We start from the raw sequence: 13,597 nt of genomic DNA, 5'->3' as shown, positions 1-13,597 counted from the left end.
CGGGCACCAGCCGCCGCAGACCACGACGAGAGAGAAGGGGTCACCGTGTCCCTCAAGCCGAGCGCAACGATCCGCTACACCGCGATGCGCCTGGGCATCTTCGTCGGATGCCTCGTCGCCGTCGCGGGTCTCGTCCGGCTCGGCTGGGTGCCCGCCGGGCTCGGGGACGCCAACGCCGCCTGGGTCGTGCTGCTCGCCATCGTGATCTCCGCCCCGCTCTCCTTCGTCCTCCTGCGCAAGCAGCGCGACGAGATGTCCACGCAGATCTCCGGGCGCGTCGCGGGTGCGAAGGAGAAGCTCGCCGCGAACCGCAGCCAGGAGGACCAGGCCGACGACGCGGCGCGCGTGGCCCCCTGAGGTCCCCGTTGGCTTCATCACACACCGAACCGCCCCAGCACCGGGTATACCGCCCGTAACGCTGGGGCGTTGGTGTTTTCCGGGGCTGCGCAAGAGGGCCTCGTGCGCCGTTGTCTCAAAGGGCCCCTTTGAGATTCCCAAAGGAGAAGTGTTAGCGTGTTCAACATGTTGACCACAGTTGCGCACCCCCTGATCGCGAGCGTTCCGCTCGTGACGCGCCTGCACGTCGACCTCTGCCGCCGCGCGTCCGCGGCCTGTTGCTGTTGAGCTGAATCGATACAGCAGCCGTCCCGGCCGGCCCTTCTGGCTGCTGCCGCACCGCTTCACCACCGCAGTACTTCCCCCCTGTCTTCGTGCGCCACCTCCGGAGAGTGTCCGTGTCCGCGACCCCCCAGGCCCCTGCCAAGGCCTCGTTCAAGTTCCCCTTCTGGGCCCAGATCGTCGCCGGTCTCGCCCTCGGTGTCCTCTTCGGCTGGATAGCGCGCAGCTATGACGTCAGCTGGCTGGGCACCACGCTGGAGAAGACCGGCGACCTCTTCATCCAGCTGCTGAAGCTGGCCATCGCCCCGCTCGTCTTCTTCGCGATCCTCGTGTCGATCACCAACCTGCGGAAGGTGAACAACGCGGCGCGCCTCGCCTCGCGCACCCTCCTCTGGTTCATGATCACCTCGCTGATCGCGGTCGGCATCGGCATCGCCCTCGGCCTGCTGACCGACCCCGGTTCCGGCACCGGCCTCACCGCGGCCGACGGCAAGGACCCCAAGCGCACCGGCTCCTGGATCGACTTCCTCACCGGAATCGTCCCGACGGACATCGTGACGCCCTTCACCGAGCTGAAGGTCCTCCAGATCGTCTTCCTGGCCGTCGTCGCCGGTATCGCCGCCCTCCAGCTCGGCGCCAAGGCCAAGCCGGTCCTCGACCTCGCCGAGTCCGCCCTGGAGCTGCTCCAGAAGGCCCTGTGGTGGGTCATCCGCCTCGCCCCGATCGGCACCGTCGGCCTCATCGGCACCGCGATCGCCACGTACGGCTGGGACCTGATCGGCAAGTACGCGACCTTCACCGCCGACATCTACATCGGCTGCGCCCTCGTGATGTTCGGCGTCTACCCGCTGCTGCTGGCGACCGTCGCCAAGGTCAGCCCGCTCCAGTTCTTCAAGGGCGCCTGGCCCGCCATCCAGCTGGCCTTCGTCTCCCGCTCCTCCGTCGGCACCATGCCCGTCACCCAGAAGGTCACCGAGCGCCTCGGCGTCCCGAAGGAGTACGCCTCCTTCGCCGTCCCGTTCGGCGCCACCACCAAGATGGACGGCTGCGCCGCGATCTACCCGGCCCTCGCCGCGATCTTCATCGCGCAGATCTTCGACGTGCAGCTGGGCATCAAGGAGTACCTGCTCATCGTCTTCGTCTCCGTCATCGGCTCGGCCGCCACGGCCGGTCTGACGGGCGCCACCGTCATGCTGACGCTGACCCTGTCCACGCTGGGGCTGCCGCTCGCGGGCGTCGGCCTGCTGCTGGCGATCGACCCGATCCTGGACATGATGCGCACCGCCACCAACGTGGCCGGCCAGGCCGTGGTCCCGGTCATCGTCGCGGCCCGCGAGGGAATCCTGGACAAGGAGGCCTACGCCTCCGCCTCGGGCTCCCCGCTGGACGAGCCCGTCCCGGCCCCCGAGTCGGTCGCGATCGCGGCCTGACCCGTACCGCACACCGCTCGCCGCAGCCCCCGCCCCCGACAGGGCGGGGGCTGCGGCGTTCGGCGTTCGGCGTTCAGGCTTCCGGCCCCCGGTTTCAGACCGTCTGCGCGCGGACGTAGGCGACCGTCGCCAGCAGGAACGGTACGGCGAACCACCACCGGCCCATGGTCCGCCGGAACAGCGGGGTGATGGTGATCAGCAGTCCTGCGAGGCACAGCACCAGGCAGCAGCCGGCCAGGAACCGGACGTCCTCCCGCAGCACGTCGTCGTGGGACTCCGGCCGCAGCGTCAGGGCGACGTAGCAGGTGAACACCGCGGGGACGTAGGAGAGGGCGAGCGGTATTCCGAGGACCCACTGCAGGCAGCCGCGGTCCTCGGGCAGGTCGATGTTCTCGCGGGGCCGTCTCATCCGTGCCTCATCCGTGCCTCAGCCGAGCGTCGCGCCGCGGAGGAACGCGGTCAGCCCGAGCAGGAGGGGCGGGGCGAGCCACCACGGCCCCATGGCCCGGCGCACGCTCGGCACCACGGTGATGAGCAGGCCCAGGACGCTCAGGGACACGGATACCAGGCACAGTGCGCCGACGTTCTCGTAGCCCTGGTCGTCCCACTCGCCCCGGGGGCCGGCGAACAGGGCGCCGGACACGGCGAGGGCGTTCAGCAGGTGGATGATCCCGAGCGGAACGCCCAGGACCCACCGCAGGCAGCCCCGGTCCTCGGGCAGGTCGATGCTCTCGCGGGGGTACGTCATCGCATTGCGTCCTTCGCTTGGGCGAGGTTCCCGACGAACCGGTCACCGTACCCCTGGGCCTTGGGGAGATCCCAGTAGGGCCCCCCGTTGTAGCGGGCGGCGATCTCCCGCATCTGGGCCTCCGTCATCTGATCGGCCGGGACGTCGGCGAGACCGCTCTCCGCCTTGATCTGGGCCAGGAAGCCGGCCGCTATGAAGGCATTCTGCTTGGGGTCCTGGAGGGCCTCCTCCACCAGGGTCCGCTGATGGTCGGTGAGATGCGCCGGGTCGTAGCCGAGCACCTCGGCGCCGCGCCGGAGCTGGATGGCGATCGGCCCGTACGAGGTCTCGTCCAGCTTTCCGCCGAGCCGCCACGGAAGGTTCTCGGGGGTCACCGGGCTCAGGCCCCACGGGGCCGCGGCCTGTTCGCGGATCGTGCCGGTCACGTCGTCCAGCAGACCGGGCTGGTAGCCGCCGATCTCCTGCCAGGCCACGCCCGCGACCAGCTCCTCCGGCAGCCCCGCGTTCTTGGCGGCGGCGCGCAGGACCTCCTTGTTCTGGGAGATCCAGTCCGCGTGCATGCCGTCCGTGACCAGGGGGACCCAGTAGTTGTCGGCGGCGTCCGGCAGTCCGGCGACCCGCATCCGGATGTCGCGCAGCTGCGGGGAGATGGGGGTGTCCGGCCCCACCGGGCCGGTCGTGTCCTTCTTCGGGCCGCTGCCCGGGAGATGGGTCAGGGGGTTGGCGCGGGCCTCCGCCGCCTCGCGGCGCATGTCGGCCATGGCCGCGTAGAGGTCGACGCCGCCCGCACCGCCCTTCAGCCTGAACTCGGGCAGCAGCTCGTAGGCCTGCTTCAGCGCGTGGACGCAGACGCCGCGCGCCTCCTGCTCGGTGGTCTTCGCCAGCTGGAAGTTGCCGCCCGCGTCGTCGTGGAGGCGGTCGGCCTCGTCGCGGATGTCGTCCACGTCCATGGTGAGTTCGGCGAGGCCGTCGAGGAATCCGGTCGTCGCCCGCATGTCCTCCCACTGGCACATCGGCTCCGCCTCCTGGGCCGTGCGCGTGATCGCGGTGCCCTTCGTGGCGATCAGGGCCGCGAGTTTGCGCTCGGAGCCCTTGCCGTTCGCGTAGTGGGACTTGGCGGTCGTCAGCGCCGCCGCGTACGCGTGCAGGGCGCCGGCGGCCTTGTCGTACCCCTCGGCGATGTGCTGCACGAGCTGTCGCGCCTCGGACAGGCGCGCGGTGTAGGTGTGGCTGCCGTCGCTGTGCCACTCGGCACCCTCGGCGCGCCGGGCCGGATCCTCGACCTCGACGAGCAGATCGCGCAGGCGCTTGAACTCGGCGGCATTGCGTTCCACCAGGGCCGGATTGCACTCTTCCAGGAACTGGACGTCCTTGCGGTGGCTGAGCCCGCTCACTTGGCCTCCGGCTTCACGTACTGCCCCGATGCGAGGAGGCTGCCGAGGAAGGACCGGGCGGTGTCGTCGTCGACGCCGGCGAAGTCGGTGCCGGTCGTTTTCAGGCGGGTGGCCAGGGCGGCGAACAGGCCGATGGTGTCCTTGAACTGGTCGTCGGCGAACTGGGCGAAGCGCAGGACCTGAGCCGAGACGTCGCCGTGGGCGCGCGGGGCGCGGGCCATCGTGCCGGCGTCGCCGTCGGGCCGGCCCTCGTGGAGGAGGGCGGCGATCTCGATCAGCAGGTTGGCGTTGCCGTTGATGGAGGTGGCCCCGGCGACCAGGCTCCCTGCGGGGCTCCCCGGAACACTGCCGTCCGACGGCGCGTGGTTGAGGCGCATGGCGGGTGACTGCTGCGCGAGGACGGCGGCCTTGTGCTGGGCCCATTCCGCGTCGAACGACATGTATCCCCTGGATAGTTGATAACTGGACATGGCCAGAATCAGCTGGTCATGTCCATGCTAATACGGGGATTTCCGCATGCGGAACCTCGCGGTGCAGATATGGATCGGAGACGCGGTGGGCGATCGTCCGGTTCCGCGAGGGGTGGTCGGGCCGCCGCGACTCGGGTTCCGCGTCGCGGCAGCCCGCAGAACCGCGGCGGCTGCGACCGCGTTCCGCGCCCCGCACCCGGGGCGCGGCCGGGGCGCAGCCGGGTCTGCCCGCCGGAGCAGGGCGCGGCGGGCAGACGCCCGCGGGTCAGGAGCCGGCGGCGCGCACCGAGCCGGTGGTCGGGCCGCCGGGGTCGCCCACGAAGCAGGTGACCTCGCGGTCGCCGAGGATCCAGGTGGCGGCCTGCGGGTAGTAGTAGTAGACCTCCAGCTTGTCCGAGAGCTTCGGGTTGTCGCCCACGTACGTGCTGAGCGCGGTGCCGCTGCACTTCTCCTCGGCGGACGAGGTCACCTTCTCCGTGCCCGGGTACGTGCCGCCCTCCAGGTCGAAGACCGCGTACGCCTCGCCCTTGTGGGGCTGGTCGCAGGGCACGATGCGCACCGAGCGGGCGGCCTGGCTGCCGTCCTCGTCGTTGTACTGGGCCAGGTCGTCGTTCGTGTTGAAGCAGTCGCCCTTGCGGATCTCGGTCACCCCGCTGGAGACCGGGCCGGTGACCTGGCCGCTGGTGGTGTCGCGCTGCTTCGGGGCGACGTCGTCCAGGGCCCCGGTGAGGCCGAGGACCACGAAGGTCCCGTAGAAGGCGATGGTCAGGGCGTGGATGACGATCGCCGCGATGGCGAGGCCCTTGCCCTTCTCACCCCGGGACTTGATCTGGGAGAGGGCGATGATGCCGAGCACGATCGGGACCAGCGGCAGCGCGCAGACGATCGACATGACGAAGCCGACGATGGCCAGCGTGTTCGTCTTCTGCGGCTGCGGGGGGTACCAGCCCTGCGGTCCGCCGCCGAACGGCGGCACGGGCTGACCCGGCTGTCCGTACGGTCCGGGCTGACCGTACGGCCCGGGGGACGACGGGGGCTGCGGGGGTATGGACATGCGTGTGGAGCTCCTTGCTCAGAGGGTGGGACGCAACAACGGCCCGGCAGTCGCAACGCACCGACGCATGCCTGCCCGTGGTCTTTACGCCGCCCCTACGCTACCTTCCGCCGCCGACACCCACGGGCTGCCCGCCCCCGTGATCCCGCTCTGCCGCCCGGCCCGTCAGGCGGTGGCCGTCGCGCGGTACCGGCCGGGGCGGATCCCTTGGACGTCGCGGCTGAACAGGGCGCCGCCGGAACGCACTTCGTACAGCAGGCCCGCCGGCGCATCCATGCGACCAGCGCCTGGGCGAGGTCTGGACGCTCGGACATGTATGTGAGCGGGACGAGCATTTCGCGTCCGGGCGCCGCCGGATTGACTTGTCACATGACGACAACGAAGAACACGACAACGAAGAACACGACGACGAAGCCGGTCCTGGTCCTGGGCAGCACCGGCAAGACGGGGAGCCGCGTGGCCGCGCAGCTGCGGCAGCGCGGCCACGAGGTCCGGGGGGCCTCCCGGAAGGGGCCGGTCACCTTCGACTGGAACGACGAGAACACCTGGGAGCAGGTGCTGGAGGGGGCCGGCGCGGCCTATCTGGTCGACTCGCAGCTCCCCGGCGCCGCCGAGTCGATGCGCTCCTTCGGCAAGCTGGCCGTGGCCTGCGGTGTCGAGCGGCTGGTGCTGCTGTCCGCCCGCGACTGGGTGGTGCCGCAGGGCGAGGAGAAGCTCCCCTGCGAGCGCGCGGTCCGCGAGTCGGGCGCGCGGTGGACCATCCTCAAGCCGTCCTGGTTCTTCCAGAACTTCAGCGAGGACCCGTTCATCGCGGGGCAGGTCCAGGGCGGCGAGATCGTGATGTCGGCCGGGGGCGGTGTCGAGCCGTTCATCGACGCCGACGACATCGCCGAGGTCGCCGTGGCCGCGCTCACCGAGGAGGGGCACGGCGGGCAGTCGTACGAGCTGTCCGGCCCGCGGCTGCTGAGCCTGGACGACGTGGCCGACGAGATCGCCCGGGCCACCGGCCGAGCGATCGCCTACCGCCCGCTCCCGCCGGACGAGTTCACCGCCCACGCCGTCCGCCAGGGTGTGCCGGAGGAGTTCGCCGGCCTGCTGAACATGCTCTACGGCTGGATCGCCGAGAACCGCTTCGCCACCGTCGCCGACGGCGTGCAGCGGGTGCTCGGCCGCGAACCCCGGGACTTCGGTGACTACGCGCGGACCGTCGCCGCGTCCGGCGTGTGGGGCGGTGGCGGTGGCGTGGAGCGTCGGTGAAGAACGGCTCCAGGGGCTGGTCGGAGTGGGTTACCGCTACGTAAATTACCGGCGGTAACACTCGCACCGAGCCAAGGAGAGTGCGCCGTGGGAGCCGAGCTGAGGCCGGTCGGGGCCGTAGAACCGGTCGAACCCGTCAAGACCGTGATCGACGGAGTGGTCCGCGAGGTACGGGTGCCCGCCCTGGCGGGCCCCCCGGACCGGGGATCCCTCGGGGACCTCCCCTTCCACAACGCCTGGGAGGCCCCCGGAGAGGCGGTGCTCGCCCGCAAGGACCGGGACGGCGTCTGGCACGACGTCTCCGCCGCGCAGTTCGCGGCCGAGGTGCTCGCCGTGGCCAAGGGCCTGATCGCCGAAGGGCTCCGGGAGGGCGACCGGCTCGCCATCATGGCCCGTACGACCTACGAGTGGACCCTGCTCGACTTCGCCGGCTGGGCCGCCGGCCTGGTCACCGTACCGATCTACCCCACCTCCTCGGCCCTCCAGGCCCGCTGGATCATCCAGGACTCCGGAGCCGTGGCCTGTGCCGTCGAGGACACCGCGCAGGCCCGGCTCATCAGCTCCGAGCGCGGCAACCTGCCCTGGCTGACGCACCTGTGGGAACTCGACACCGGCGCGGTGGCCCGGCTGGTCACGGCAGGGCAGCACGTACCCGACCGGGCCGTCCACGAGCGGCGGGCCGCCCGCACCCCGGAATCGGTGGCGACCCTCATCTACACCTCCGGCACCACCGGACAGCCCAAGGGATGCGTGATCACCCACGCCAACTTCTACGCCCAGGTGGACAACGCGGTGGAGCTCCTGCACCCCGTCTTCCGGTCCGTCAGCAAGGACCCCGCCTCCACCCTGCTGTTCCTGCCGCTCAGCCACGTCTTCGGACGGATGGTGGCCATCGGCTGCATGCGGGCCCGCGTCAAGCTCGGGCACGCGCCCAGCATCCGTACCGAGGACCTCCTCGCCGACCTCGCCGGATTCCGGCCGACCTTCCTCCTGGCCATCCCGTACGTACTGGAGAAGGTCTACAACACCGCCCGGGCCACCGCCGAGAAGATGGGCCGGGCCTCCTCCTTCGACCGGGCCGCCCGCATCGCGCAGCGCTTCGCCGAGATCGCCGAGGGCAAGACCCCCGGGCTCGTACTGCGCCTCGCCCGGTCCGTGTACGACCCGCTCGTCTACCGGCGCATCCGGGCCGCGCTCGGCGGCCGCGTCCGCTACGTCCTGAGCGGCGGCTCACCACTGGGCCGTCGGCTCGCCGCCTTCTACACCGGCGCCGGCGTCGAGGTGTTCGAGGGCTACGGCCTGACGGAGACCACCGGCGCGAGCACCGTGACCCCGCCGCTGCGGCCCCGCCTCGGCACGGTCGGCTGGCCGCTGCCGGGCACGGCCGTACGGATCGCGGACGACGGGGAGGTGCTGCTGGGCGGCGGCCACGTCTTCGCCGGCTACTGGAACAGCGGGCACGCCCTCCCGTACGGGAGCTGGCTGGCCACCGGTGACATCGGCGAGCTCGACGCCGACGGGTACCTCACCATCACCGGCCGCAAGAAGGACCTGATCATCACCTCCGGCGGCAAGAACGTGGCCCCCGCACCGCTGGAGGACTGGCTGCGGGCCCACCCGCTGGTCGGCCAGTGCATGGTGGTCGGCGACAACCGGCCCTACATCACCGCGCTGATCACCCTGGAACGCGACGGGCTCCAGCACTGGCGCCAGATGCACAAGAAGCAGAACATGCCGATGCGCGAGCTGGTGCGGGACGAGGAACTGCGGGCGGACCTCCAGCGGGCCGTGGACGAGGCGAACCGGCTGGTCTCACGGGCCGAGTCGATCCGCCGCTTCGCCGTCCTGCCGGGCGATTTCACCGAGGCGCGCGGCCACCTGACCCCGTCGCTGAAGCTCAGGCGGGGCGCGATCGCCCGGGACTACGCGGACCGGATCCAGGAGCTGTACCGGGGGCCGCGGGAGGCCTGAGCGGCGGGGGCACGGCCCTGACCGCACCGGGCGGCGGGGACCGCGGAGGCGGTCTATGGTGGGCAGAGGGTCCGGGGGGCCGCCCGAGGAGGGCGCAGTGCACCGTTCCCGATTCCGTACGGTCATGGCCGCGGGCACAGCCGCCGGCGCGATGCTCCTGGGCTCGCTCGGGGCCGCCCCGGCGCCCACGCCCACCCCTGCCTCTGCGCCCACCCCCACCCCCACCCCCACCCCCCTCACCACCCGTGCGCCCGGGGACCCCCTCGCGCGGTTCCACACCCAGCGCGTCCGCTGGGGAGCCTGCCCCGACAGACCGGCCCCCGCCGAGATGCGGTGCGCCGTCGTGGAGGTACCGCTCGACTACGCGGCCCCGGGCAAGGGCACGGTCGAGGTGGCCCTGGGCCGGATCCCGGCCACCGAGCCGGACCGGCGCATCGGCTCGCTCCTGGTCAACTTCGGCGGCCCCGGCGCCTCGGGCATCGCCGGCCTCGCCGCCGATCCCAAGTTGCTGGCCGACCTCGGCGAACGCTACGACCTCATAGGCTTCGACCCCCGCGGGGTGGGCCACAGCGACCCCATCTCCTGCGGCGGCGCCCAGGAGGCCGTAGTCGACCCGAACATCGACACCGCGGCGTGGCTGGCCGGCCTGCGGAACGTCGTCAAGCGCTGCGAGCTCGCCTCCGGCCCGGTCCTCGCGCACATGGGAACCGTCGACGTCGCCCGCGACATGGACGTGCTGCGCCGCCTGCTCGGGGACGAGAAGCTCAACTTCCTCGGCTTCTCCTACGGCGCCCGGCTCGGCGCCGTGTACGCCGCCCTGTTCCCCGAGGCCACCGGCCGCATGGTCCTCGACGGCGTCGACACCCTCACCGAACCGATGACCGAGCAGGCGCTCGTGTCGGCGCGCGGCCAGCAGCGGGCCCTGGACAACTTCCTGACCTGGTGCGCCCACCAGAGCGACTGCGTCTACGGGACGAACACCCGTACCGCCAGGGAGAAGGTGGCCGCCCTGGTGGAGCGGCTCGACAAGAAGCCGCTGGTCGGCCGCGACGGAGTGAACCTGAACGGCACGGTCGCCGTCCTCGCGATCGGCCAGGCCCTGTACTCGCCGCTCCTGTGGCCCGTGCTCGCCAAGTCGCTGGCGCTGGCGGAGCGCGAGCACGACCCGGCCGGGCTGCTGGCCCTGGTCGGTGTGGGCGCGCCGACGGACCCCGCGGTCCCGACCGACCCGCCCGGCGCGACCGACCCGCCCGGCGCGCCGGACCCGGCGCACGACGGCGCTTTCGATGCGGTGCCCGCCGACAACCTGAACGCCGCCCTCGTCGCCGTGACCTGCGCCGACGACCCGGACCGGTCGATCGACAAGGCCGGCCTGGCGGCCCTCGACAAGGAGATCGTCGAACTGTGGGAGGAGTTCCTCAAGGCCTCGAAGATATTCGGGCCGGGGCAGCTGGGGACCCTGCTCAGTTGCTACGGGTGGCCCGCCGGCACCGACTTCATCCGGAAGATCGACCACCCGGGGGCCCCGCCGATGCTGCTGGTCGGCACCCGCGGTGACCCGGCGACACCGTACGAGTGGACGGAGGAGACGGCCGAGCGGCTGGGCTCGGCGGTGATCGTGGACTACAAGGGCGAGGGGCACACCGGCTACGGCAGCTCGCGCTGCGTAGGGGAGTACGTCAACGGCTTCCTCCTCGACGGCCGACTGCCGTCGGGAACCCGGACCTGCATCGCCGGGGACTGAGGGGGAGGCGGAAGGCGCGGCGGTGGCTCCGGCTTGGGGAGTTGGGTGGTGGGGGGGGGCTTCGGTGTGCGGGAGCTTCAGGCGGCCGGAACCGGGAAGCGGGGCGGCGGCGCTGGAGGGCGGGAGCCGCTCGGGCGGAGTCGGGTGGTGGTGGGGGGGCTTCGGTGTGCGGGAGCGAGGTGGGCGGGGTCGGGTGGTGGGGCGGGGGCTGCGGAGGGGCTGTTCCGCTGGGGCGGTGGTCAGGGATGTGTATGGGGGTTTCCCGTCAGTCTCATCGTCTCTCCGTGTCGGGCCGGTCCCTCAAGGGCGCTCCTCCTTCGTCGTCGCGTCGCTTCGCGATGGCCTGACGGCCACCCTTGACCGACCGTCCCGCCCCGGAAATCCGAAGACTGCCGAGAAGCCCCCAAAAGAACGAGCCGGGCACTCAAGACAGGGACGGGGCGGCCAGAGAAGCCCTGCCCGGTCCCGGGTGGGCACGTTCCCGAGGCGGGGCCCATCCAGACCGGGACCCGGATCGGGGGAAGCGCGTCCAATCGCTACGCGCTCCTCACGTCTCAGCGTCTCCAGCCCGTCCTGGGCCGGACATAGGCCGCCCACCACCCCCACCGACTCCCCACGTCTCAGCGTCCGACGACCGTCTTGGGCTGGGCATAGGCCGCCCACCATCCCCACTGACTCCCCGGTCTCGGCGTCCGACGACCGAGTTGGGCTGGGCATGGGCCGCCCACCACTCACGGGTCTCTCGATGACGGCGTCCGACGACCGTCTGCGGCTGGTCATGAGCCGCCCAGGCCCATTGAGGGGCCTCTTTGACTGCGTCTGGTCGTCGTCCGGGGTGAAAAGACGTGGGACTGCGGCTATTTCGTCGTGGATGCAGGTCAGCGCATGTGGGTGGCCCAGAAGGCCGCCAGTTTGCCCCAATTACCCCTGTTTGAGGGTGGGTTTGTGGTGTCGTGGTCTCACTGACCCGGTTCCACGACGGAATAGGCGAGGTACCGGCCGTCAGTCTCTCTCAGCGGCTCTCTTCAGCACGAAACCGGCCGACGGTCGCAGTCTGGGAGAAGCGAATGGGGGGTGGGCGGCTTGTGCCCGGGCCCGGCCGGTCGTCGGACGCAGGTCGAGCGTCGGATCGAGGTCGTGGGCGGCCTATGTCCAGCCCAGGACGGGGTGGAGACGCTGAGACGTGAGGAGCGCGTAGCGATTTGGCGCGCTTCCCCCGACCCAGGCCGGGGTCTGGATGGGCCCCGCCTCGGGAGCGTCCCTACCCCCGACCGGGCAGGGGGTCTCTGGCTACCCCGTCCCTTCGACCCTGGACCGGCTCGTTCTTTTGGGGGCTTCTCGGCAGTCTTCGGATTTCCGGGGCGGGACGGTCGGTCAAGGGTGGCCGAAGGCCATCGCGAAGCGACGCGAGGAACGAGCGCCCTTGAGGGACCGGCACGACACGGAGAGACGATGAGACTGACGGGAAACCCCCATACGCGTCACTGACCACGGAGTGAGTGGATCGGCCCCTCCACCGTCACCGCCCCCGTCCCGACCCCGCCCCCCGAGCCCGCGTCGCTGCGCTCCGCCTTGGGTATTCGCTCCCCAGGAGGACCCGGGGAGCGAGGGGGCGGGCGTGGTGCGGGGGTTGGGGCGGGGGGTTGCCGGAGTCGGGGTCGTGGTGACCCTGGTCTTCGCCGGGTGGCTGACGTGGCTGCTGCCGGGGCCGCAGATGGTCGCCGTGCTCGGCTTCGGGCCCGTCGACGGTGTCGTCGCCATCCACGAGTGCTACGAGGCGAGTGACGCCGAGGGCTATGCGACCGGTACCGACTGCACCGGCCGGTACACCCCCCGGCGGCCGGACGGGCCGCCCCGCGACATCGTCCTGGACACGGCCGCCCACGACTACCGGCCCGGTACCGAGGTGGAGGTCAGGACGGCGCGGGGGCGGGCGTACGAACGGTCGGGAAGCGCCGTGTTCCGCTTCGGCACCGTCATCGGTCTGCTGCTCCTGCCGTTCCTGGTCCTGGCGGCCTGGCTGTTCGCATGCGCGCGCCGCGGCCGGGTGGCGGACGGAGACGGCTACGTCTTCGCGGCCCTGGCCGGCCTGGTCCTCGCCATCGTGGCGGCCGCCGTCGCCGGAATCCTGGTCGAGATCGGCATGCTGGTCTTCTGACCCGGCCTAGGCGGCCGGGCGGTAGGTGCACACGTGCACACCGGCCGGGCTGATCGCCGTGGAGACCAGTTCGAGCGGGCGCAGCCCGCCGTCGGCAGGGAAGATCGACTTGCCGCCGCCGAGCAGCACCGGCATGACCATGAGCCGGAGTTCGTCGACCAGCCCCTCGCTCAGCAGGGTGCGTACGAGGGTGGGGCTGCCCATGACCACCAGGTCGCCACCCTCGGCCTCGTGCAGCTCCCGGATGCGGGCGACCGCCTTGCCGCCGTCGATGCGCGTGGTGTTGTGCCAGGTCAGATCGCCCTCGCCCAGGGTCTGGGAAACGACGTACTTCGGGACGGAGTTCATCCGGTCGGCGAACGGGTCGCCCGTGCGCCCGGGCCACGCCGCGGCCATGGTCTGCCATGTGCGGCGCCCGAACAGCAGGGCCTCGGCGTTCTCCAGCGCCTCGGTGAAGGAGCCGCCGACCACCTCCGGGTCGAAGAACGGGTGCGACCAGCCGCCGTGGGCGAAGTCGCCGTCGTTGTCCTCGCCCTGACCGCCCGGGGCCTGTACGACGCCGTCCAGGCTGATGAACTCGGTGATGACGATGCGCATGGGTCGTTCCTCTTCCTCGGTCCGGTGCGTACGTGAGGGAGACCGCTCCGCCCCGCGGAATTCATCGCGCGCGATCGGAATTCATGAAGTGACTTGGGTCACATCGTAGATGGTTCCCGCGATGCCGTACTTGATCGGGTGGGAGGTGGTAGGAAT

12 protein-coding genes are annotated in these 13,597 nt (G+C 71.3%); 6 read left to right on the top strand and 6 right to left on the bottom strand.

What is annotated here, in order from left to right:
* Nucleotides 1–84: 84 nt before the first annotated feature.
* Both Sspor_RS19425 and Sspor_RS19420 read left to right on the top strand, forming a co-directional pair.
* A complete protein-coding gene (locus Sspor_RS19425) occupies nucleotides 85–357 on the top strand; it encodes a DUF4229 domain-containing protein (protein WP_202203742.1) in 273 nt (90 codons plus the stop codon).
* Between the two features lie 371 nt (nucleotides 358–728).
* A complete protein-coding gene (locus Sspor_RS19420) occupies nucleotides 729–2,048 on the top strand; it encodes a dicarboxylate/amino acid:cation symporter (protein WP_202200259.1) in 1,320 nt (439 codons plus the stop codon).
* A gap of 94 nt (nucleotides 2,049–2,142) precedes the next feature.
* On the opposite strand, the gene Sspor_RS19415 is transcribed toward Sspor_RS19420, so the two are convergent.
* The 5 genes from Sspor_RS19415 to Sspor_RS19395 all read right to left on the bottom strand — a co-directional run bounded on the left by Sspor_RS19415 (nucleotide 2,143) and on the right by Sspor_RS19395 (nucleotide 5,714).
* Nucleotides 2,143–2,457, bottom strand: coding sequence for a hypothetical protein (locus tag Sspor_RS19415; protein WP_202200258.1), 315 nt, complete (start codon nucleotides 2,455–2,457; stop codon nucleotides 2,143–2,145).
* An 18-nt stretch (nucleotides 2,458–2,475) separates the two neighbouring features.
* Complete coding sequence (locus tag Sspor_RS19410) at nucleotides 2,476–2,796, bottom strand: hypothetical protein (protein ID WP_202200257.1); 321 nt, start codon at nucleotides 2,794–2,796, stop codon at nucleotides 2,476–2,478.
* A complete protein-coding gene (locus tag Sspor_RS19405) occupies nucleotides 2,793–4,190 on the bottom strand; it encodes a hypothetical protein (protein WP_202200256.1) in 1,398 nt (465 codons plus the stop codon). The genes Sspor_RS19410 and Sspor_RS19405 overlap by 4 nt, the downstream gene beginning before the upstream one ends.
* Entirely contained in the window at nucleotides 4,187–4,630 is a 444-nt protein-coding gene (locus Sspor_RS19400; protein ID WP_237403930.1) for a hypothetical protein, read from the bottom strand. The genes Sspor_RS19405 and Sspor_RS19400 overlap by 4 nt, the downstream gene beginning before the upstream one ends.
* 295 nt (nucleotides 4,631–4,925) lie before the next feature.
* Nucleotides 4,926–5,714, bottom strand: coding sequence for a DUF4190 domain-containing protein (locus Sspor_RS19395; RefSeq protein ID WP_202200255.1), 789 nt, complete (start codon nucleotides 5,712–5,714; stop codon nucleotides 4,926–4,928).
* Nucleotides 5,715–6,083: 369 nt separating this feature from the next.
* On the opposite strand from Sspor_RS19395, the gene Sspor_RS19390 reads away from it, so the two are divergent.
* The 4 genes from Sspor_RS19390 (at nucleotide 6,084) to Sspor_RS19375 (ending at nucleotide 12,844) form a co-directional block, all read left to right on the top strand.
* The gene (locus tag Sspor_RS19390; RefSeq protein ID WP_202200254.1) at nucleotides 6,084–6,971 is read left to right on the top strand and encodes an NmrA family NAD(P)-binding protein; all 888 of its coding nucleotides are present in this window, start codon (nucleotides 6,084–6,086) and stop codon (nucleotides 6,969–6,971) included.
* Between the two features lie 99 nt (nucleotides 6,972–7,070).
* On the top strand, nucleotides 7,071–8,942 hold the full coding sequence (locus Sspor_RS19385) for an AMP-dependent synthetase/ligase (RefSeq protein WP_237404343.1): 1,872 nt from the start codon (nucleotides 7,071–7,073) through the stop codon (nucleotides 8,940–8,942).
* 97 nt (nucleotides 8,943–9,039) lie between these two features.
* Complete coding sequence (locus Sspor_RS19380; RefSeq protein ID WP_237403929.1) at nucleotides 9,040–10,686, top strand: alpha/beta hydrolase; 1,647 nt, start codon at nucleotides 9,040–9,042, stop codon at nucleotides 10,684–10,686.
* A 1,660-nt stretch (nucleotides 10,687–12,346) separates the two neighbouring features.
* Entirely contained in the window at nucleotides 12,347–12,844 is a 498-nt protein-coding gene (locus tag Sspor_RS19375; RefSeq protein ID WP_202200252.1) for a hypothetical protein, read from the top strand.
* Nucleotides 12,845–12,850: 6 nt separating this feature from the next.
* On the opposite strand, the gene Sspor_RS19370 is transcribed toward Sspor_RS19375, so the two are convergent.
* Nucleotides 12,851–13,441 carry a dihydrofolate reductase family protein gene (locus tag Sspor_RS19370; RefSeq protein WP_202200251.1) on the bottom strand — a complete coding sequence of 197 codons (591 nt, stop codon included), beginning with the start codon at nucleotides 13,439–13,441 and terminating at the stop codon, nucleotides 12,851–12,853.
* Nucleotides 13,442–13,597 lie beyond the last annotated feature (156 nt).

Source organism: Streptomyces spororaveus (assembly GCF_016755875.1).
GTDB lineage: Bacteria > Actinomycetota > Actinomycetes > Streptomycetales > Streptomycetaceae > Streptomyces > Streptomyces spororaveus.
The sequence above is the reverse complement of the archived record's forward strand: the minus strand, read 5'-3'. Positions and strand labels throughout refer to the sequence as shown.